Origin of the sequence: Dactylosporangium siamense (assembly GCF_016862795.1) — a bacterium.
Lineage (GTDB): Bacteria > Actinomycetota > Actinomycetes > Mycobacteriales > Micromonosporaceae > Dactylosporangium > Dactylosporangium siamense.
This window is the reverse complement of sequence record NZ_BONQ01000050.1, coordinates 134,333-154,316: the sequence shown is the minus strand read 5'-3', so window position 1 is coordinate 154,316 and position 19,984 is coordinate 134,333. Positions and strand designations below refer to the sequence as shown.

17 protein-coding genes are annotated in these 19,984 nt (G+C 72.8%); 9 read left to right on the top strand and 8 right to left on the bottom strand.

The annotated features are described in order from the left end of the window. The first annotated feature begins 29 nt into the window (after nucleotides 1-29). The 4 genes from Dsi01nite_RS58325 to Dsi01nite_RS16495 all read left to right on the top strand — a co-directional run bounded on the left by Dsi01nite_RS58325 (nucleotide 30) and on the right by Dsi01nite_RS16495 (nucleotide 7,657). Nucleotides 30-986, top strand: coding sequence for a helix-turn-helix transcriptional regulator (locus tag Dsi01nite_RS58325; protein ID WP_203847029.1), 957 nt, complete (start codon nucleotides 30-32; stop codon nucleotides 984-986). A 33-nt stretch (nucleotides 987-1,019) separates the two neighbouring features. Next, the gene (locus tag Dsi01nite_RS16505) at nucleotides 1,020-3,359 is read left to right on the top strand and encodes an ATP-binding cassette domain-containing protein (protein WP_203847028.1); all 2,340 of its coding nucleotides are present in this window, start codon (nucleotides 1,020-1,022) and stop codon (nucleotides 3,357-3,359) included. A gap of 36 nt (nucleotides 3,360-3,395) precedes the next feature. Next, nucleotides 3,396-6,854, top strand: a complete 3,459-nt coding sequence (locus tag Dsi01nite_RS16500) for a DUF4132 domain-containing protein (RefSeq protein ID WP_203847027.1) — start codon at nucleotides 3,396-3,398, stop codon at nucleotides 6,852-6,854. 272 nt (nucleotides 6,855-7,126) lie between these two features. Beyond that, nucleotides 7,127-7,657 carry a hypothetical protein gene (locus Dsi01nite_RS16495; RefSeq protein ID WP_203847026.1) on the top strand — a complete coding sequence of 177 codons (531 nt, stop codon included), beginning with the start codon at nucleotides 7,127-7,129 and terminating at the stop codon, nucleotides 7,655-7,657. Between the two features lie 12 nt (nucleotides 7,658-7,669). Here the strand turns inward: Dsi01nite_RS16495 and Dsi01nite_RS16490 are convergent, their stop codons facing one another. The 6 genes from Dsi01nite_RS16490 to Dsi01nite_RS16465 all read right to left on the bottom strand — a co-directional run bounded on the left by Dsi01nite_RS16490 (nucleotide 7,670) and on the right by Dsi01nite_RS16465 (nucleotide 13,105). Beyond that, nucleotides 7,670-8,737: a DUF2855 family protein gene (locus tag Dsi01nite_RS16490; RefSeq protein WP_203847025.1), complete on the bottom strand. Its 1,068-nt coding sequence runs from the start codon at nucleotides 8,735-8,737 to the stop codon at nucleotides 7,670-7,672. Between the two features lie 257 nt (nucleotides 8,738-8,994). Then, nucleotides 8,995-9,405, bottom strand: coding sequence for a hypothetical protein (locus Dsi01nite_RS16485; protein ID WP_203847024.1), 411 nt, complete (start codon nucleotides 9,403-9,405; stop codon nucleotides 8,995-8,997). A 42-nt stretch (nucleotides 9,406-9,447) separates the two neighbouring features. After that, on the bottom strand, nucleotides 9,448-10,452 hold the full coding sequence (locus tag Dsi01nite_RS16480; protein ID WP_239135930.1) for a protein kinase family protein: 1,005 nt from the start codon (nucleotides 10,450-10,452) through the stop codon (nucleotides 9,448-9,450). A gap of 18 nt (nucleotides 10,453-10,470) precedes the next feature. Then, entirely contained in the window at nucleotides 10,471-11,460 is a 990-nt protein-coding gene (locus Dsi01nite_RS16475) for an intradiol ring-cleavage dioxygenase (RefSeq protein WP_203847023.1), read from the bottom strand. A gap of 102 nt (nucleotides 11,461-11,562) precedes the next feature. Continuing rightward, on the bottom strand, nucleotides 11,563-12,177 hold the full coding sequence (locus Dsi01nite_RS16470; protein ID WP_203847022.1) for a TetR/AcrR family transcriptional regulator: 615 nt from the start codon (nucleotides 12,175-12,177) through the stop codon (nucleotides 11,563-11,565). A gap of 43 nt (nucleotides 12,178-12,220) precedes the next feature. Further along, complete coding sequence (locus Dsi01nite_RS16465; RefSeq protein WP_203847021.1) at nucleotides 12,221-13,105, bottom strand: NmrA family NAD(P)-binding protein; 885 nt, start codon at nucleotides 13,103-13,105, stop codon at nucleotides 12,221-12,223. Nucleotides 13,106-13,186: 81 nt separating this feature from the next. On the opposite strand from Dsi01nite_RS16465, the gene Dsi01nite_RS16460 reads away from it, so the two are divergent. Beyond that, on the top strand, nucleotides 13,187-14,296 hold the full coding sequence (locus Dsi01nite_RS16460) for a hypothetical protein (RefSeq protein WP_203847020.1): 1,110 nt from the start codon (nucleotides 13,187-13,189) through the stop codon (nucleotides 14,294-14,296). A gap of 64 nt (nucleotides 14,297-14,360) precedes the next feature. Here the strand turns inward: Dsi01nite_RS16460 and Dsi01nite_RS16455 are convergent, their stop codons facing one another. Next, on the bottom strand, nucleotides 14,361-14,930 hold the full coding sequence (locus Dsi01nite_RS16455; protein ID WP_203847019.1) for a hypothetical protein: 570 nt from the start codon (nucleotides 14,928-14,930) through the stop codon (nucleotides 14,361-14,363). Between the two features lie 136 nt (nucleotides 14,931-15,066). Then, nucleotides 15,067-15,714, bottom strand: coding sequence for a hypothetical protein (locus Dsi01nite_RS16450; protein ID WP_203847018.1), 648 nt, complete (start codon nucleotides 15,712-15,714; stop codon nucleotides 15,067-15,069). 378 nt (nucleotides 15,715-16,092) lie between these two features. Between Dsi01nite_RS16450 and Dsi01nite_RS16445 the strand changes: the two genes are divergently transcribed. The 4 genes from Dsi01nite_RS16445 to Dsi01nite_RS16430 all read left to right on the top strand — a co-directional run bounded on the left by Dsi01nite_RS16445 (nucleotide 16,093) and on the right by Dsi01nite_RS16430 (nucleotide 19,966). Then, a complete protein-coding gene (locus Dsi01nite_RS16445; protein WP_203847017.1) occupies nucleotides 16,093-17,139 on the top strand; it encodes a hypothetical protein in 1,047 nt (348 codons plus the stop codon). Between the two features lie 129 nt (nucleotides 17,140-17,268). Continuing rightward, on the top strand, nucleotides 17,269-17,817 hold the full coding sequence (locus tag Dsi01nite_RS16440; RefSeq protein WP_239135929.1) for an RNA polymerase sigma factor: 549 nt from the start codon (nucleotides 17,269-17,271) through the stop codon (nucleotides 17,815-17,817). After that, the gene (locus tag Dsi01nite_RS16435; RefSeq protein ID WP_203847016.1) at nucleotides 17,817-18,884 is read left to right on the top strand and encodes a CU044_5270 family protein; all 1,068 of its coding nucleotides are present in this window, start codon (nucleotides 17,817-17,819) and stop codon (nucleotides 18,882-18,884) included. Before Dsi01nite_RS16440 ends, Dsi01nite_RS16435 begins: the two co-directional genes overlap by 1 nt. Nucleotides 18,885-18,907: 23 nt before the next feature. Then, nucleotides 18,908-19,966 carry an acetylxylan esterase gene (locus tag Dsi01nite_RS16430; protein WP_239135928.1) on the top strand — a complete coding sequence of 353 codons (1,059 nt, stop codon included), beginning with the start codon at nucleotides 18,908-18,910 and terminating at the stop codon, nucleotides 19,964-19,966. Nucleotides 19,967-19,984 lie beyond the last annotated feature (18 nt).

Below are 19,984 nucleotides of genomic sequence, written 5' to 3'. Positions count from 1 at the left end.
GACGTTTCGCGTCCGGTTAAGGTGATGCGGTGGATTCCGGCCCCGGTCCCGCCGCGCGGGCGCTGCTCGCGCTCGAGGTCGTGCAGGCCAACCCGGGGATCACCGCCGACCGGCTGGCGGAGCGGCTCGGCGTGTCGGAGCGGGCCGCGCGGCGCTCCGTCGGGGTGCTCCGCGACGCCGGGATCCCGATCGAGTCGGTCCGGGGGCCCTACGGCGGATACCGCGTCGGCCGTGGCCTGCGGCTGCCGCCGTTGACGTTCACCTCGGCGGAGGCGCTCAGCCTGGTCATGGCGGTCCTGGACGGCCACCACGACGCGAGCGACCCGGCCACCCCGGTCGGTGCGGCCCTCGGCAAGATCGTGCGGGCGCTGCCGGCGCAGGTCGCGGCGCAGGCGGACGCGGTCCGCAAGACCACCGCGCCGGCCCCGGACCGCGCCGCCGCCCGCCCCGACCCGCAGACCACGGCCACGCTCGTGCAGGCGTGCGCCGATGTCGTGCGGGTGCGGATCTGGTACCGCACCGAATCCGGCTCCGAAAGGGACTTTGTCATCGACCCGTGGGCGGTCGTGGTGCGGCACGGCCGGTGGTATCTGGTGTGCTGGTCGCACGCCGCCGCCGACCGGCGCGCGTATCGGCTCGACCGGGTGCAGCGGGTCGAGGTGTCCGCCGAGGGGTTCACGCCGCCGGCGCCGTTCGACGCCGTTGCCGTGCTGGAGGAGCATCTCGCGGTCGGGTGGGAGTACAGCGTCTCACTCATCCTGGCGGCACCGCTGGCGACGGTGGCCGGTCGCGTACCCCCGGCGCTGGGGAAACTCGAAGCAGCCGACGCGGACACGTGCCGCCTCACCGGCACGACCGGGAACCCGTGGTGGTATGCCGAGCAACTGGCGGCGCTGCCGGTGCCGTTCCGGATCCTCGGGGGTCCTGAACTGCGGCACACCGCGCGAGTTGTCGGGTCGCGGCTGGTCGCGGCGGCCAGCGACTAGCGTGGACCTCAGTCGGACGGATTTGGAGACGAGATGGGCAACGAGCTGATCCGGGTGCGCGGCGCGCGGGTGAACAACCTCAAGGACGTCAGCATCGAGATCCCGAAGCGGCAGCTGACGGTCTTCACCGGGGTGTCCGGCTCGGGCAAGAGCTCGCTGGTGTTCGGCACGATCGCGGCGGAGTCGCAGCGGCTGATCAACGAGACCTACAGCACCTTCGTGCAGGGGTTCATGCCGACGCTCGCCCGGCCCGACGTCGACGTCCTGGAGGGGCTGACCACCGCGATCATCGTCGACCAGCAGCGGATGGGCGCCGACCCGCGCTCCACCGTCGGCACCGCCACCGACGCCAACGCGATGCTGCGCATCCTGTTCAGCCGGCTCGGGCAGCCGCACATCGGCTCGCCGCAGGCGTTCTCGTTCAACGTCGCCTCGATCAGCGGCGCCGGCGCCGTCACGATCAAGAAGGCCGGCCAGACGGTGAAGGAGCGCCGCAGCTTCAGCATCACCGGCGGCATGTGCGCCCGCTGCGAGGGTCGCGGCAAGGTCAACGACATCGACCTTTCGCAGCTGTACGACGACAGCAAGTCCCTGTCCGAGGGCGCGCTCACGATCCCCGGCTACAGCATGGAGGGCTGGTTCGGCCGCATCTTCAGCGGCTCCGGCTACTTCGACATGGACAAGCCCATCCGCAAGTACACGAAGAAGGAGCTGCACGACCTGCTGCACCGGGAGCCGACGAAGATCAAGGTCGACGGCATCAACCTCACGTACGAGGGGCTGCTCCCGAAGATCCAGAAGTCGATGCTGTCCAAGGACGTCGACGCGCTGCAGTCGCACGTGCGCGCGTTCGTGGAGCGGGCGGTGGTGTTCGCGGTCTGCCCGGAATGCGGCGGCACCCGGCTCAGCGAGGAGGCCCGCTCGTCGAAGATCGACGGCAAGAACATCGCGGACGCGTGCTCGATGCAGATCAGCGATCTGGCGTCGTGGGTTTCGAATATCGGGGATTCCTCGGTGGCTCCGCTGGTCGCCGCGCTCCGGCACACGCTCGACTCGTTCGTCGAGATCGGGCTGGGGTACCTGTCGCTGGACCGGCCCTCGGGCACGCTGTCCGGCGGTGAGTCGCAGCGGGTGAAGATGATCCGGCACCTGGGATCGCCGCTGACCGACGTCACGTATGTCTTCGACGAGCCGACGATCGGCCTGCACCCGCACGACATCCAGCGAATGAACGAGCTGCTGGTGCGCTTGCGGGACAAGGGCAACACGGTGCTCGTGGTGGAGCACAAGCCGGAGGTCATCGCGATCGCCGACCACGTGGTGGACCTGGGTCCCGGGGCGGGTTCGGGCGGCGGCACGGTCTGCTTCGAGGGTTCTGTTGACGGTCTGCGCTCCAGCGGTACGGTCACCGGCCGCCACCTGGACGACCGCGCTCGTCTGAAGGCGTCGGTGCGCCCGTTCTCCGAAGTGCTGGAGATCCGTGGCGCGAAGCTGCACAACCTGCACGACGTGTCCGTCGACGTCCCGCTCGGGGTGCTGTGCGTGGTCACCGGGGTGGCGGGGTCCGGGAAGAGCTCGCTGGTGCACGGGTCGATCCCTTTGAACATGGGGGTTATTTCCGTCGATCAGAGCCCGATCAAGGGGTCACGGCGCAGCAGCCCGGCGACGTACACGGGGCTGGCCGACCCGATCCGCAAGGCGTTCGCGAAGGCCAACGGGGTGAAGCCGGCGCTGTTCAGCGCGAACTCCGAGGGTGCCTGCCCCAACTGCAACGGCAACGGCGTCATCTACACCGACCTGGTGGTGATGGCGGGCGTCGCCACAGTGTGCGAAGTCTGTGAAGGCAAGCGGTTCGAGGCGTCGGTGCTGGAGCACAAGCTCGGCGGTGCGGACATCAGCGAGGTCCTGGCGATGTCGGTGTCCACGGCGCTGTCGTTCTTCGGTCCCGGGGACGCTCATGTTCCGGCCGCCCACGCCATCCTCACCCGGCTCTCCGACGTCGGGCTCGGATACCTCAGCCTCGGCCAGCCGCTGACGACGCTGTCCGGGGGCGAGCGGCAGCGGCTCAAGCTGGCGACCCACATGGCGGACAAGGGCGGCATCTACGTGCTCGACGAGCCGACCGCCGGGCTGCACCTCGCCGACGTCTCGCATCTGCTCGGGCTGTTGGACCGGCTCGTCGACGCGGGGAAGTCGGTCATCGTGGTCGAGCACCACCAGGCGGTGATGGCGCACGCGGACTGGATCATCGACCTCGGGCCGGGCGCCGGGCACGACGGTGGGCGGGTCGTGTTCGAGGGGACCCCTGCGTCGCTGGTCGCCGATCGTTCCACGCTGACCGGTTCGCATCTCGCGGCGTACGTCGGCGGCTGACGATTTTTGTCAGACCCCGTCGTTACAGTCACCGGCATGGACGAGGATCTGCTGGTGTTCTCCGCCGCGTGGCGCAAGGTGTTCATCCCGCGACGCGGCGGAGCGCCAGGGCCGGCGCTGAAGCTCGACCGCGCCGCGGGTCCTGCGCTGCTCGAGGCGGCGGCGCCGGCGATCGAGGCCCGGCTGGCCCACCCTGACAGCGATCCCGGCCTCGTCGCGGCGGCTCGGGCCTATCTCGCCGACCCTCTGACCGGGCCGGCCGCCGGAGCCGGTGCCGTGACCCAGGTGGTGTCGTTCCACCTCGGCTGGGTCGACCTGGCCCGGCTGGCCGGGCTCGCCGACCTGTGGATCGCCACGCGTGGCGTCGTGTTCGCCGCCGAGGCCACCGTGGCGGCCGTCGGGCTGGACGTCGGCGGGCACTATCACAACGGCCGTCCCACCCCGACCCGCCTGATGGCGGGCACCCAGGGCAGCTGGGCCTATTTCCCGCACTGGCTCGCGCTCGCCGGGCGGGTGCGAGCGGCCCTCGCGGTCGCGTCCGAAGACGAGCACGCCGCGGCGGTCGCCGTCCTCGAAGGCCACCGCGACCACTCGCCGCAGCGGCGGGCGGCCACGTCGTTCCTGGCCCCTTCGCGGGGGTCGTGGGTCGACGAGGACAGCGTGGCCGCCGACGACGACTTCCTGCGCAAACTGTTGTGGTGCTCGGCCAGCACCGCCGAGCACCTGACCGCGACCGCCCCCTGGACGCTCGCGCGCGACCTTCCGGCCCTCGCCACCGCCATCGACGGTGCGGGCACGGCGGTCACCCCTCAGCTGATCGGCTGGCTGGACACCGGCCATCTCGACGCCCAGGTCCAGCAGCGGCTGCTCGGCATGCTCGCCCAGCTCCCGACCGACGAGGCGTTCACCGCGCTGCTCGACCGCCTCGACCGCAAATACGTGCCCGTCGCCGCCCTCGACGCCGCCCGGCGCTACCCACGGCGGGCGCTGCGCCTGCTCGCCGCCACCACCGGCCGGGCGGCGCGGGACCTGCTGCGGGTCCACGTCCTCGCCAACCAGGACCTCGTCGCTTCGGAGCTGCCGTCGCTGCCGGCGGCCTCGCGACAGCGGGTCGAGGCGGTCCTCGCGGACCTGAGCGCCGTCCCCGACGCCCCCGCGTCGGCGCTGCCCGAGGTGCTGGTCACGCCGCCGTGGACGGCTACGCGTGCCTCCTCCAAGCCGACGGTCGTCAAGGGCCTCACCGCCGCTGCGGAGCCCGTCATCGACTGGGCGCCCGGCGAACGCGACACCTGGGCCGCGATGCGCGCACAGCCCGCGGCGTGGTGGAACCTGGAGGGGGCGTTCGACGCTGCCGCTGCCCAGTTCCGGGCCGGCGACCTGCAAGGCCACTACGAGGCCACCCTCATGATCACCGGGCCTCCGGCGCTCATCGTCTCGTTGCTGCCGGCGTGGCAACCGAAGCGGATCTGGGACTCCCCGCAGTGGTTCCCGCAAATCGCCGCCCGCTACGAGCTGGCCGCGTTGCCCGCCGCCCTGCACCTGGCTGGCAAGAACGCGGCCGCGTGCACGGAGCTGCTGCTGCCGTTCGCCAGCCCCGAAGTCGCCACGCACATGGCCGCCACCCTGGTCCGGCTGAAGTCGTCGCGCGGCGTGGTGCTGGCCTGGCTCGACAGGCACCCGGCCTATGCCGCCCGGGCGCTGACCCCGGCCGCGTTCGGCCCGTCCGGCCCCGCCCGCCGAGCCGCCGAGGAGGCGCTGCGCGCGATCCCGATCCGGCACCGCGACGACGTCCTCGCCGCGGGCGCCACGCACGGCCCCGCCGCCGCAGCAGCCCTGGAGTCGTTGCTGGGCAGGAGTTCGCTGGAGGCACTCCCGGCGCGGATGCCCGACCTGCCGGCCTGGGCGGACCCGGGCCTGCTGCCCAGGATCCTGCTCGAGGACCGCTCCGCCGCCCTCGGCACCGAGCCGGCCCGGCACTTCTGCACCATGCTGGCCATCTCCCGGCCCGGCGAGGTGTATGCCGGCGTGCCCCTCGTGCTCTCCTCGCTGGACCGGCGGTCCGTCGCCGAGTTCGCCTGGGCCATGTTCACGCAGTGGCAGTCCGTCGGCGCGCCACCGAAGGAGCCCTGGCCGCTGCAGGCGCTGCAGTGGCTCGGCGACGACGACACCGTCCGCCGGCTGTCCCCGGTGATCCGCGCCTGGCCCGGCGAGGGCGGCCACGCCAAGGCGGTGACCGGCCTCGACGTGCTCGCCGGCATCGGCACCGACCTGGCGCTGACCCACCTGCACGGCATCGCCCGGAAGGCGAAGTTCAAGGGCCTCAAGGAGCGCGCGACGGAGAAGGTCGCCGAGGTCGCCGCCGGTTTGGGGCTCACCGCCGAGCAGCTGGCCGACCGGCTCGTGCCCGACCTCGGCCTGGACGCGACCGGCACCCTGCGCCTGGACTACGGTCCGCGACAGTTCGTGGTCGGCTTCGACGAGCACCTCAAGCCCTACGTCACCGACGCCACCGGCGCCCGCCGCAAGGACCTGCCGAAGCCGGGCGCCCGCGACGACGAGACGCTCGCCCCGGCGGCGTACCTGCGCTACAGCGGCCTGAAGAAGGACGTCCGCACGATCGCCGCGGACCAGATCCACCGCCTCGAGGCCGCCATGGTGTCGCAACGCCACTGGTCCGCGTCGTCGTTCCGCGACCACCTCGTCGCCCACCCCCTCCTGGGCCACATCGTGCGCCGCCTCGTCTGGACCGCCTCCACCGACAGCGGTTCGCCGGTCTCCACCGACAGCGCTTCACCGGCCTCCACCGACGGCGGTTCGTCGGCCTCCACAGGCGACGCTTCGCCGGGGGGCGAGGGCGGCGGTTCGCCGGTCTCCACCGACGGCGGTTCGCTGGCCTCCACCGGCGGCGGTTCGCCGGTCTCCACCGGCGGTGCTGCTCCGGTCGCGTTCCGGGTCGCCGAGGACGGCACGTTCGCCGACGCCGACGACAACGCCTTCGACCTGCCGCCCGCAGCGACGGTCGCCGTCGCCCACCCACGGCAGCTCGGGCCGCACGTCGCCGGGTGGGCGGAGATCTTCGCCGACTACGAGATCCTCCAGCCCTTCGCCCAGCTGGGCCGTGCGGTGCATGCACTGACCGCCGAGGAGCGGGCGTCCACCGAGCTCACCCGGTTCGCCGGCCGCAAGGCGCCCACGACGACCCTCCTGGGCCTCGAACGTCGCGGCTGGCAACGCGGCGTGCCACAGGACGCCGGCGTCCAGTGCTGGATCTGGCGCCCCACCCCGGCCGGCCGCGCCGTCGTCATCGACCTCAACCCCGGCATCCCGATCGGCGCCCACGACATCTCCCCGGAGCAGGAGGTCACCACCGTCTGGCTGAACCACCGCGCGTGGGGCGACTGGCTCCCCCAGCACCTCACGCTCCCGTTCGCCGAACTCGACGACGTGACCGCCTCGGAGGTCCTCCGCGACCTGACCGACATCCTCGGCCATTGAGCGGCCGTGGCCCATGCACCGGGTAGTTCTGACGACGTCCACAGAGCTGCACCAGACCTCTGCTGCTGGCGGCCCGGACTCCGCTGCGCACGGCATGGGCGAGCTGGTCCCGGCCGGCATCACCGCAGGCCGTCCGGACGATGCGGGCCGGCTTCGGGATCCCGCTGGGCAACCCAGATCGACGTGCTCACCGGCGAGCAACGCCGCACGGTTCCGCACCACCACCCGCTTCGCCATCAAAGCCCCCACCGACACGATCTGAGGCACCGTCCGTGACCACCCTTGAGCGCGACGCCGCGCTCGCCCGTTCCCTCTACCACCTGGCAACCGGCACCTTGTCGTGGCTCGACGACCACGTCACCGGCGATCGGGACGAACCGGACGTCGACGCGGACGCGCTGGCCCGCATGCGGCGCAGCGTCGACTGGCTGCTCGCGCGCCTGCCCGCGGACGAACGTGCCCGCATCGAGGCCGGCGCAGCGGACGCCGCGTCGCTGCCCGCCGTCGCCGGCATCTTCGTCGACGTGCAGTGGTGGGTGGGCGCCTGCGACGAGGACGAGATCGACCTGCACGTTGCGGTCAAGACGCAGGAGAGCGCCGTCTCGCACCTCCTCGGCCTGCCCGACGACCAGCGCGACCGGTTCATCGAGCTCCTCGACGAACTCGCCGCGGCCGAGCCGCACGCCGGCCGGCGATATGAGCTGCTGGTCTTCGCCTTCGAGTGCGGGCTGGTCGACGACGAGGACGAGCCGCAGCACGAGGAGCCGGACCAGCGGGAGTGGGTGCGTCCCGAGGACCGTTGATCCGGATGGCGTTCAGAGCTGGACGACGCTGCCGGTCCGAGGTGGGGTGCGGCCGGCGAGTGCGTCGAGCCACGCCGCCCGCAGTGCTTCCGGGCCGTGGCCGGTCTCGACGTCGACCCAGCCCGCGGCGGCGGAGGCGAACCGGTGCCAGGCGTCGCTGAAGCGGTGGTCGAGGCCGTCGCGGCCCCAGTCGGTGGTGCGCTTGCGCATCTGGGTCGGCGCGAAGAAGACCTCACCGGCGGCGCCGGCGTTCGGGACCTGGTTGGTGAGGCCGACGGCGACGTCGCGGACGAGCCGGTCGCCGAAATGCGTGCGGACGGCGGCGCGGGTGGCGGGGGCGCCGGACAGGTCGAGGTACACGGTCGGCACCACGTCGAGAGCGGTGACGTCATCGTAGGAGACGACCCGGTCGTAGCAGCCGAGCGACTCGGTGAAGGCGACATTACCGGCGGACGTGAGCCCGATCAGCCGCGGGCCGCGGCCGCGCAGCTCGAAGGCGGCGGCGTAGGCGGTCTTGCTCGACGCCGAGGACAGCAGCAGCTGGGTCGCGCCGTGGCAGTCGTTGTCCAGGAGCTGGTCGGCGAGCATGAACGAGGTGAAGAACAGCGGCCGGAACAGGATCAGCAGGTCCTCCTGGTCGCCGCGGTACGCCGGGTCGCCGGTGGTCAGCCGGTACGCGTTGTACGGCGACGGCAGCTCGGCGCGGTGCGGGGCGCCGTCGCGGAAGCCGGTCGCGTCGACCCGGACGGGGCGCACCACCAGGTGGCTGGCCGGCGGGAGGTAGCCGTAGAGGCGCTGCCCGGTGTCGATGCCCTGCACCGTGGAGACCGCCACCTCGGCGAAACCCCACAGCGGCACCAGTCCCTGGCCGGCGGCGAGGCCGCGGGGCTCGGGCGGGAAGAACTCCCAGTAGCGCATCGACTCGCCGAGCACGGCGTAGGTGACGTTGTTGGCGGTCAGGCCGACCCGGTCCACCCGCAGCAGCACCTCGCCGTCGGCCGGCTCGGGCACCGGCCCGTCGACGAGGGTGGTCCGGGCGAGATCGTCACGGGCGACGGCGAAGGTCCAGGCGGCGGGCATGGCGCGAGGCTAAGCAGCGGATCGCGGCAGGACAACGCCGCGCCGCGTGACATGCGCCATCGCGGGCTTCCGTCGAAAGCGCCGTCTTCCCTGCTGGGTGGTGAACTGCCAGGCACCGCGGTGAGGCGGATTCCACGAGCATCGGTCCGTGTGATCGCGGCGCCAGTTTCCGGATGAGGCCCGGCCCGACACCGCACCGTCGTTGACGTCTGTGGCCAGCTCTGCGCCGCGCACGCCGGCTTCAGGTCCCGGGCGCCTCACCGCCGGGCTGAGACCCAGGCCAGCGCCACCGCCGCGGCGTCCTCCGCGACGGCCGCCGGCACGCTGAACGACGACCGGGCCGCGTACGCCCGCCACCGCGCTCCGGCGTAACTGGCCGCGAGCGCCGCGGCGGCCGCTGCCAGTGCCGGGACGACCGGTGCCACGCCCTGCCGGCGGGCGTACCCGGCACCAGCGACGGCACCGAGCACAATCCGGCCGGCAAGGGGCGCCGGCTTCAGGCGGCTCGGTGTCCGCGGCAGCTTGTCGGCGACGAGCTCACCCAGCGCCGCGACCCCAGCCACGGCACGGCCCCAGCCGGGCCTCCGCAGGGCGAGGACGGCGACGGGCGTCACGCTCCGGGCGCCCGCCGCCGCGCCGAGCGCCGCGGCGCGGAGAAGGGTTGTCATGGCCTGGCAGTACCCGGGCGATGACCGTGGAAACGCCGGGCATCACGTCGCGGAATACTCCGCGTGGATGTCGCCGCCGTACAGGCGCCAGATGAAGTCGTTCATCCGCGCCGCGGCCGGGGCGTGCCGGGCCAGGATCTCCGCCACGACCGGCGGCACGTCGCTCGGGATGTCGCCGGTCGCGCACCGGCCGGCGTACGCGTTGCGGGCCGCGACGCCCTCCCCCACCGGCACCCCGCACACCTCGGTCACCAGCCAGTTCACCAGCCGCATCGCCGCGTAGTCGGCGTCGTGGCCCAGGTTCCGCGCGACGAAGGCGCGCTCGGCGGCCGACAGGTCGAACCGCGGTGACGTGGCGAGGCCGAAGTCGACGAGGTAGATCCGCTCGTCGTCGGCCCGGATGTTGCCGAAGTGCCCGTCCATGTGCAGGATTTCGCGGGTACCGAGGAAGCCCACGATGTCGAACAACTGCCGCTCGATCGTCGCGGCCCGGGCCACCGGGTCCGTCAGCGTGTCGGGCAGTGCGAACGGGGCGAACTCGAGAAACAGCACGAGGCTCGAGGTCGCCGCGGCCAGCTCGTCGAAGCGGGTCCGCACGGCCCGGCTTCCGTCGAAGTGGGCGACGACGGCGTCGACGTCGAGGTGTTCGTCCGCGACGGGCGGGCGGCCGGGCAGCACCCGCCAGTGATGCAGCAGCGCGAAGCACTCCGCCTCACCGGCGAGCACCCCTTCGGTGACGGCGAGGTTCGCGGCCAGCTCCCGCCACGCGCTGAAGCCGGGCCCGGCGAATGTGTGCATGCCGTACTGGCAGAACACCGGCACGTCGAACAGGTTCGCCGTGCTGTGCGGATGGGCCAGCTCCCGGTCCGTGATCGGGATCCGTTTGGCGAACACCGGCGCGCCCTCGACGTCGATCACAGACGACCCGCCGCCGACGCCGACGGCCCCGGCCGGCGCGGCCCGCAGCGACGCGGTCAGCTCGTCGTCACTGCGGGCGGCGAGCGAGGCGGAAACACGGTCGTGGCGGAGGTTCCGAGTGTTCGGCATCGCCACCGATCATGCCGGTCAGGACGGAGCGCCGCTCGGGCGGGGGCCACTGGGCGGCGCCCCGCCCGGGCCACCGGAGCCGCCGGGACCGCCCGGGCCACCCGGCGCGCCCGCGCCGCCGGGCATGCTGCCACCGGTCGGTTTGGTGGCGGTGTCGACCCCGACGGTCAGCGAGACCGTGTAGCCGCCCGCGACGTCGCCGGTGACGGTGCCGAGCTGGCTGACGCCGTCGTCGTCGCCGAAGACGTTGTCGTCCTGCAGGGTGACCTGGGCGAGGTTGGCGATGGACGCCTGGTAGCCGGTGGTGGCGTAGACCTTGTCGGCGACGTCCTTCGGCAGCGCCACCTGCGACGTGGCGATGGCGTTGCCGGCGGCGGTGATGCCGGCCTGGTCCGGGTACACCTCGAAGTGGATGTGCGGCCAGCGCCCGGAGTAGCAGGCGGGGAAGATGCTGGTGAAGCGGACCTTGCCGGCGGCGTCGGCGACCTGCACACCGCGCAGGTAGTTCTGGTCGGTGACGCCTTCGGAGTACAGCGAATACCGGCCCTCCCGGTCGCAGTGCCAGACGTAGACGGCGACGCCGGCGAACGCCTTGCCGCCGTTGGCAAGGTCCTTGATCGTCAGTTCGAGCGTCATCGGTACGCCCTGCGCCGTGCCGCTGGCGGTGCCGAAGCTGGACCGGATGTCGCTGCGCACGATCCCGCTCTGCTGCAGGACGTTCGGCCCGTTGGATCCGTCGCCAGGGTATGGGCCGGCGGTCTCGTCGGGGATCTCACCGGACGACCCGGTGGACCCGGCGGAGGTTCCGGTGGACGACGACGTGCCCGTCTCGGCGGACGGGTCGCTGCCGCACGCGGCCAGCCCGACCGCGGCGGCGCCGATGCCGAACACCCGCAGGATCTGCCGGCGCCCCATCAAGGTCCCGAGGTCGAACCCCAGCCCCTGGTCGACGAGCTCCTCATCGGGCCGGGCCAGCGGCCGCCCCTCGAATGTCGGCTGGTTCCGCATCGTTCCTCCGCTCACTACGCACAGTTTGCCTGCTGAGCACCCACTGTGTCGGTGAACGTGTACAACCAGCCGTGACCCAGCTGTGAACCACCTGCGAACCCGTCAGGGCACGAGCAGCGTCTGCAGCGCGCCGCTCGTCGTGGCCACGATCGCGTCGAGGTCCTCGTCGGCGATGGTCGGCACGCGCACGACGCATCGCGCGACGATGATGCCCATCAGCATGGCCGCGGCGAGCCCGACCCGCAGCCGGGTGTCGTGGTCGTCGCGCAGGTGGGCGTGTACGCCCCGCATCAGCCGCGCCTCGATGAAGTCCCGCAGCTGCGCGGCCGCCTGCTCCTGGGCGATCGCGCCGCGCAGCATCGCCAGCAGCGGCCCGGACGCCTCCGGGTCCTGCTCCCAGACACTCAGGAAGGCCCGGGCGACCCGCTCCCCGAGGCCGTCCACCGGACCGCCCCAGGCGTCGGTCATGCGCTCCAGCGCCGCCGGCGGCACGGACAGCACGGCGCCGAACAGCTCGTCCTTGGACTTGAAGAACTGGATGACGAGCGACGCGTCCACGCCGGCGTCCGCGGCGATCTTCCGGATCGTCGTGGCGGTGAAGCCGTCGGCGGCGAACCGGGCCCGCGCGGCGTCGAGGATCGCCTGCCGGGTCTCGCTCTGCCCCGGCCGGCGCCCACGCCGGCCACGGGCGGGCGCATCATCCGGGCTCGACGGCATGCCCCGGATTATGCCGCCTCCTGCCCGCGCCTCCGCCCCCGCATCACCAGAAGTCGATCGTCGACCGCTCGTCGTAGTACCGCTTGTTGCGGGTGACGAACTCCCGCACGCCCATCGGCTCGCTCCCGCCGATCGTGCGCACCACGTCGTTGGTGCCGGCGAACACCCCGTTGCGATAGTCGACGGCCACGGCCCGCAGATGCTGGATGATGTGCTCGCCGAACCCCCGGCCGCGCAGCTGGTCGGCGAACGCGTCGCGGCTGACCGGCGCGTACCGGACCTCCCGGCCGAGCGCCGCCGACATCTCCGCCGCGATCTCGTGGTGGTTCAGTTCCTTCGGGCCGAACAGCCGGTACACCCGCCCGGCGTGCGGCGCCGGCTCCCGCAGGATCGCGGTGATGACGTGGGCCTGGTCCTCCGCGGCGATCGGCGCGTGCCGTCCGGCGCCGAACGGCAGCCGCAGCGTCCCGTCGGGCTGGTAGAAGGAGATCAGCCACTCGGCGAAGAACGTCGGACGCAGGTGGGTGACCGCGACCGGCGACCAGTCCAGGACCCGCTCGGCCAGCCAGTGCTGCCGCGCCGCGTGGCTGCCCGCGTCCCGGCGCGCGGAGATCTGTGACATGTTCACGATCGCCTCGACCCTGGCCTCCGCGGCCGCCTGCGCGAAGGTGGCGGTCGCCTCCAGCAGCCCCGGGATGATCGGATAGGCGAAGTAGGCGGCCGTGACGTCGCGGGTGGCGGCGCTCACCGCGGCCGGGTCGAGCAGGTCCGCGACCACGACCTCCGCACCCGCCGCCGCCAGCTCCGCGGACCGCGGGTCGGCCCGGTGCACGAGCGCCCGCACCGGCGCGCCGCGCTCCAGCAGCTGACGGACGGCGTACGCGCCGGTCTTGCCGGTCGCCCCGGTGACCAGGAACAGTTCAGCCATGCCCGCACACTGACCGCGACGGCCAGCCGCAAACGTCACGAACCACCCACGGCGCCGGCTCCGGCGGGTGAGAATCGGGTGGTGCGGACGCTGTTCGAGCAGGTCATCCCGGTGCACTACCACCTGTTCTCCATCCGCAGCGGCGACGAATACGGCACCAGCACCGGCGTCGGCGGGCAGCGCAACGGCCTCTGCGGCGCCGCCGACCCCGGCAGCCTCACGTTCACCACCGGCCTGCACACCGGCCGGGTGCCGGTCCGGGTCGAGCTGCACGACACGGAGCCGCCGCCGGACCGGGTGTGGGAGGAGGTCGTCGAGGTCTCGTACCTGCCGGACACCGCCGACGTGTGGCTCCAGGAGTGGGGCGGGCCCGGCCACCGGATCGCCCTGGATCCGCGTGACTACCGCGTCCGGTTCAGCGGCGTCGGGTTCGACAACGACGCAGACGAGCGCACCGACCCGCCGGAGCGGTACCTGGTGCAGTTCTGGCCCGCGCCGCCCGCCCCCGACCGTGTCGTCAAGCAGACCAGCGCGGGCGCCGCCTCCTGGCACCGCCACGCCCAGCAGTCACCACCGCCGCCGACCCGCGAGGCCCGCGCCGAGGCGGCCCGCCTCGAACAGGCTGCCCGCGACCGGCAGGACGAGCAGTGGCGCCGCGAGGACGAGGCACGGTACTGGAGCGGCCGCGTCCCCACCAGCGAACGGCTGCTGCAGATCGCGCCGTGGGCCGTCGGCCTCGCCGCCGTGGACCGTGACCTGGTCGACGAGCTGGACGCCACCGCCCCGGCGACGCTGCGGGCGATGGCCGCGTGGGCCGCCCGCAACGTCTGCGACCGGACCGGCATTGCCGTCCGCCCCTGGGTCGCCGAGGCCCTCGACGCCCTGGACCGCGGCGCCCCCGCCCCGCCGGCGTTCACGGACTTCGACACCGCCCTCGCCCACCTCCTGGAGGTGCCACCGGGCAGCCTCACCCAACACGTCACGATCCACTTCGGCGACGACGCGCCACCGCCCCGGATCGACCCACGGGTGTCGGCGCTCTTCGCGGTCACCTCCGCCCGCGACGAGAACCAGCTCCTGGCCGCGATCAACGCCGTCAAGACCGCCGCCACCCTGGTCGCCGGCGAGGAGGCCGCGACAGTCGCCGCGTTCCGCGCCGCCTTCAGACCGCCGGGGGCGGCTCTCAGCTGAGGTGTCCAGGCGGCCGGGCACCTGTGGCTGCCCGTCGCCGTGGCCCGGCACGCGATCGGCCGGATCAGGCGCAGGCGCCGCTTGCCAGTGTGCCCGCGACGCGGCTGCCGACACCGTCGGGGAGCCCGGTGACCGCGCCGATGATGCACGCCCCGCGGACCGGGACCGCGTAGAAGAGCGAGCCCGCGGGTGCCGGGTCGCCGGCAGCGGCCGGGCGGACGACGGCGCCCGTGAACCCGGCGTCATCGAGCCTGGCGAGCAGCACCGCCGGGTCGGGCAGCACCCGGTCGCACACCTGCCTGGCCGGCCCGCCGGGTGTCGTCTGCACCGCGCGGCACGCCTGCCTGGGGTTCAACACTTCGTCGACGGTCCGCGCCTCGTCGCTGAGGTCCGCTCGGGTCTGGTCGGTGATTTCCGCGCGCTGGTTGAGGTCCTGCACCACCCGGCCGCAATAGTCGGCGTCGGCTCCCTGGGGCACGGCACACGCGAACAGCCTCTGCTTCGAGGCCGCCGGTGCCGGCGGAGCCGACGGCGCGACCGGCTCGATGCGCTCGATCACCAGCGCCGTGACGGCGAGCACCGCGAAGGTCAACGCGAACGCCCCCACGGCGAGCACCGCCCGTCGCTGCGACATCCAGCCATCCTGCCATCGATCCGCGCCGTTCACCGCCCCGTCGGCGATCGTCCGCTGGCGGCGGCGGCGCGGATCGTCCAGGCGCTCACGGCCGGCCTCCCAGGCGAGGACGAGCTCCCCACGGCGTCTGCGTTCGTCACCACGGCGGCGCCAGTGGCACGGCGTCGGCCACCGCCTCACGATCCCAGGCCGCGGGCGCGCCGTGGGGAGCCTTCGGGATCCGGACGGTCCACCGGCTCACGTCGAGCACCGGCCTGCCGCCGACGACCTCGGTGGTCTGCCGGGACGCGAAGAACGTCAGCTGCGTCGCGTCATCCGTGTCCCGCACCTGCGGCGCCTCAACCTGCGGCAGGTCCGCCTCCGGCGGATGCTCGCCGCGCCACGCCGCCGGATCGGTCACGACCTGTTTGCACCAGCCGCCCGGCCAGTGGCACGAGGCGAGCACCTCCGCATACGCCACCGGGCAGAGGTCGCCGGTGACGACGAGGGCACCGAGCGCGGCGACGGTGCCCGGGTCACGCAGGTGCAGGGCCTCGCCGTCGGTGCGCAGCAGGAAGACGTCCTGCGGCGCCGGGCCCTCGACCTCCTGGTCCTCGCGGATCGCCACGACGAGCGCTTCGACCCACGGTGCCGCACCGACGCGCAGCAGGTCGGGCACGACCCGGACGTTGAACAGCCGGTCGCTGGTCTCGACGGCGAGTGCGGCATGCGGCGCGGAGTCCTTGCTCCACACGACGGTCTCGTCGTCGTAGAACACGAACCGTCGCAGGAGATCCAGCAACACCGCACCAGCGACCATCGTCTGCCTCGCGTCCACCCGTCGACTGCCGTCGGCAAGCCTAGCCCTGCGTAAGGTCGCCGGCATGGTCCTGACGAGGAGGAGCCGGCCTTCGGCGGCGCGTCGGAAATCATCGACGCGGGTGAGTGGCTGCGGGGGGCCGACCTCATCGTCCGCGACGTGCCCGCCGAGCCGCTGACCGCACGACCGGCAGGGCCCTTCGTAGCGCGCTGCTGCGCGACGAAGCGTCCCGCCCGCCTGGCTGTCGTTCCTCGGTGGCCGAGGCATCGACGCCCTGATCCGCTACTCCAGCCGGCCGCCCCGCGCTGGACAAGTGGCGATGCGCTGAACCTCTACACTCCTCCCGGACCCGGGGGGATACACATGAGCAAGCGACACTGGATGGCCGGCGTGGCGGTGGCGGCGCTGCTTACCGCAGGCTGCGACAGCGATGCGGGGGATCCCGCAGCGGTACCGCCGGCGAAGGCCGGACAGCGGGCCGTCCCGACGGACGGGCGACCGCCGGCCGGGTTGTTGGCGGTCGTCGCCGACGCGCGGCGGGAGCACCGGGTGCTGGTCGTCATCGACCCGGCCACCGGCAAGCGGATCTGGTCGCAGGCCGAGGCGGACGACGAGGACACCGGCCTCGATCCCGCCGAGCCGATGACGCCCGCGGTCCGGGCCAAGGACTGGTATACGCCCCGCTGGGGGTACGGCAGGTATCACAGCAAGGACTGGGACCTCAAGGCCGCCATGGGGGACGGTGTCGTGACGGTCAAGGCCCGACGCGGGGGCCGCTGGGAGGACGAGACCAGCTGGAAGGTGCCGGACCTGCCGAAGAACTGGTACATCGTGGGGTGGTTCGACCACGGCACCGGCCGCGTGGTCGCGAACGCGGTCCCGCGCGACGTCGACGACGACTCCGAACGGTGGTATTCGGCCGATCCGGCCAGGCCCGGCGAGCAGCCGCGCCACGAGACGACAGCGGTCGGCGACCCGCACCAGCTGGGGAAGGCGACCACGAAGGACGGCGTCGTCGTCCAGTGGGCGATCTCGCCCGACGCCCGGCTCGCCGACGGCGGCATCGGCGGCGGTGACGACCCGCCGTACGAGTGCGGTGCCCGCCCCGGCGCCACGACCGTCTGGTGCGTCGCCGATTTCGCCGACACGCGGCCAGTGCACGGCGCGGTGGTCGCGGTGAGCGTCGATCCCGCCAGGCACACCGCCACGCTGCGTCCCGTCCTGGCCGAACCGCCGCCCGGCGGACTGATCGGCGCGTTCGCCTCGCCCGACGGCGGCAAGCTGCTGCTGTGGACGGGCAACGGCTGGCGCACCGCGCCCGCCGACGGTTCCGCGCCGCCGGTCCCGGCGTTCACCGAGGTGGAGGGCATCACGCCGACGACCTTCCTGTGGCCGCTCGCCTGGATCTGACCGTCAGGTGAAGCAAGAGCCGCTTTCCGTCGTTCTGGAACGTTCGTCGGCCCGCTCGACCCCGAGAAAGCTGCTCCGCCGGGTGTGATGGTCGGGCCGGTGCCGGACACAGACGGGGTGGAGGTGGGTGTGACAGCCGAAGAAGAGTTCTCCGCCGTGTTCGAACGGCACTATCGCGACGTCGAGCGGTACCTGCACCGGCGGGCAGCGGACGTATCGGTGCATGACCTGGCGGCCGAGGTGTTCCTGGTCGCGTGGCGGCGGTGGGAGCGGATGCCGCCGGACAAGACGCTGCCGTGGCTCTACGCGGTGGCGGGCAACGTCCTGGCCAACGAGATCCGGGGTCGGCAGCGGCAGCGGCGGCTCACCGACCGCGTCGCGGCGCTCAGCCCGCCGCCGGTCGAGACCGACCACGCCGAGGAGATCTCCGAACGGGCGGCGGTCGCGGCCGCGTTCGACCGGCTCGGCGAGCCGGACCGCGAGGTGCTCCGCCTGGTCGTGTGGGAGCGGCTGAAGACGGCCGATGCCGCCCGGGTGCTCGGCTGCAGTATTCCGGCCTTCGCGATGCGGCTCGCCCGCGCGCGCCGCCGGCTGCGGGCCGCGCTGGAGCCTTCGCCGTCGCCTCCCACGGCGACCCGCATCCGCGCTGTGCCCTCGACGACAGGAGAAGCATCGTGATGACCCGTTCCGCACGGCGAGCCGAATCGGTGCTCGCCGGCCTCGACCCCGCAGCCGACCTCGACGGAGATCTCCGCGAAGGCACTGACCGGCGCACGGTGCTGAGCACCATCCTGGCCGCGTCGCGCGACGAGCCCCGCCCCGCCGCCGTCCGGCCCCGCCGCCGGCTGCTCCTGGCCGGGGCGGCCCTCGCCGTGGCGGCCGCCGCCACGACCGGCACCGTCGCCGTCCTGCGGCACGACCCGGCCCCGGCGTACGCGGCGACGGCACCGCCGCTGCGCTACGAGCGCGCGACCGGCGGGCCCACCGCCGCCGAGCTGTTGCGCGGCCTCGCCGACACCGCCGAGCGTTCCCCGACGAAGGGGTCGGGCGGCTACGGCTACATCCACACCAGGCAGTGGCAGCTGGCGAACCCGAGCCTGGCCCCCAAGGGCGTCTACCTCACCGTGGATCCGTCCGAGACCTGGCTGTGGTACAGGGACAGCGATCGCTCCACCAGGGTCGTGCAGGACAGCCCGCAGTTCGGCCGGCACGAGACGCGCCAGCCGGCCGGCACGCAGGTGGGCTACGTCTGCTGGACGACCGGCGTGGTCCCGCAGTCCTGCCCGACCGACAAGCTCATGGACCCGAACCTCCTGCGCGATGTCCTGTTCATCAGCGGTCAGGGCAAGATGGTCAACGTGACCGGGGAGCAGTCGCCCCTGGGCGGATACGCGCACCTGGCCGGCGGTCTCGTGCTGCCGCCCGGGGTGCGGGCGCAGGTCCTGCGAGTGCTCGCCGACCTGCCCGGCATCGCCTACACCGGCCGGGCCAGGGACCGCGCCGGACGCACCGGCGAGGCGTTCTCGCTCGACTTCGACGCCATGACCGGACCCGTCCGCGACACGATCATCGTGGACCCCGACACCGGCACGTTGCTCGGCTACGAACGGACGCTGCTGTCGCTGACGAACCCGCACCCCTTCGGCGAGATGGTGCCGGGCGCGGCGCCGCTGAAGGTCCGCACCCCGGCCGTCGTGGACTACACCGTGTTGCTCGAGTGGGAGCTGCGCGCCACCGACCAATAATGCGAGAATGCGGACCGGCTGACATGTCGGCATGGATCAGGGATCGGGCGGTGCGGCGCGCCGCACTGGTATTGGAACTGCCTGCTCAGGACATCTGCACCGCGGAGGTCGCCATGTTCACCGAGATGCCCGTATCGGAACTGTCGCAGTACCGGCCTGACCTTGCCGTGCCGGACGATCTGGACCGCTTCTGGCAGACCACGCTGGCCGAGGTCGCCGAGCATCCGCTCGACGTCGTCGCCGAGCCGGTTCGGGACACACCGCTGCGGTCGGTGATCGTGTACGACGTCACGTTCTCGGGATTCGGCGGTCACCGGATCAGCGCCTGGTACCTCGTTCCCCGGCAGCTCGACCGGCCGGCGCCCACGGTCATCGAGTACATCGGCTACGGCGGCGGCCGGGGCCTGCCGCAGGAATGGCTGTTCTGGTCGGCCGCCGGCTACCCGCACCTAATCATGGACACCCGCGGCCAGGGAAGCGCGTGGCGGTCGGGCGACACGGTTGACGGCGGCTCCGCCGGCCTGCCGCACGTTCCCGGGTTCCTGACCGATGGGTTGCCCGATCGGGATCGCTACTACTACCGGCGCCTGTTCGCCGACGCTGTCCGTGCTGTGGACGCCGCGACCGAGTTGCCGTTCTGCGACCCTGACCGGCTGGTGACAACGGGCATCAGCCAGGGTGGTGCGCTGGCGCTGGCGGCCGCGTCGCTGCACCCGAACGTCGCGAGGACGATGCCGAGTGTTCCGTTCCTGTGCAACATCAAACGGTCCGCACAGGTCGCCACCCTGGGGCCGTACCGCGAACTCGTGCAGTGGTGCGAGGTGCAGCACACCAAGGTGGACGCGGCCTTTGCGACACTCGCGTACTTCGATCTCGCGATTCTCGCCCGCAGCGCACGCTGCCCTGCCCTGTTCGGCATCTCGCTGCGCGACGAGAAGTGCCCGCCGTCGGGGGGATATGCCTGTTTCAATCAGTACGGCGGGCCCAAGCAGATGCTGGCGTACGAATGGAACGGCCACGAGGGAGGTGAGGCGTTCCGCCTCGGTCACCAGGCCGATTGGCTCGCGGCCTGGCTGGCGTGACGGTGGAGCGTCGCCGAA

Excerpts from the sequence above, each read along its gene's own strand:
- Dsi01nite_RS16505 (WP_203847028.1), top strand. The coding sequence starts at position 1,020 with ATGGGCAACGAGCTGATCCGGGTGCGCGGCGCGCGGGTGAACAACCTC.
- Dsi01nite_RS16500 (WP_203847027.1), top strand. The coding sequence starts at position 3,396 with ATGGACGAGGATCTGCTGGTGTTCTCCGCCGCGTGGCGCAAGGTGTTC.
- Dsi01nite_RS16490 (WP_203847025.1), bottom strand. The coding sequence starts at position 8,737 with ATGCCCGCCGCCTGGACCTTCGCCGTCGCCCGTGACGATCTCGCCCGG.
- Dsi01nite_RS16485 (WP_203847024.1), bottom strand. The coding sequence starts at position 9,405 with ATGACAACCCTTCTCCGCGCCGCGGCGCTCGGCGCGGCGGCGGGCGCC.
- Dsi01nite_RS16480 (WP_239135930.1), bottom strand. The coding sequence starts at position 10,452 with ATGCCGAACACTCGGAACCTCCGCCACGACCGTGTTTCCGCCTCGCTC.
- Dsi01nite_RS16475 (WP_203847023.1), bottom strand. The coding sequence starts at position 11,460 with ATGCGGAACCAGCCGACATTCGAGGGGCGGCCGCTGGCCCGGCCCGAT.
- Dsi01nite_RS16470 (WP_203847022.1), bottom strand. The coding sequence starts at position 12,177 with ATGCCGTCGAGCCCGGATGATGCGCCCGCCCGTGGCCGGCGTGGGCGC.
- Dsi01nite_RS16465 (WP_203847021.1), bottom strand. The coding sequence starts at position 13,105 with ATGGCTGAACTGTTCCTGGTCACCGGGGCGACCGGCAAGACCGGCGCG.
- Dsi01nite_RS16455 (WP_203847019.1), bottom strand. The coding sequence starts at position 14,930 with ATGTCGCAGCGACGGGCGGTGCTCGCCGTGGGGGCGTTCGCGTTGACC.
- Dsi01nite_RS16445 (WP_203847017.1), top strand. The coding sequence starts at position 16,093 with ATGAGCAAGCGACACTGGATGGCCGGCGTGGCGGTGGCGGCGCTGCTT.
- Dsi01nite_RS16435 (WP_203847016.1), top strand. The coding sequence starts at position 17,817 with ATGACCCGTTCCGCACGGCGAGCCGAATCGGTGCTCGCCGGCCTCGAC.
- Dsi01nite_RS16430 (WP_239135928.1), top strand. The coding sequence starts at position 18,908 with ATGTCGGCATGGATCAGGGATCGGGCGGTGCGGCGCGCCGCACTGGTA.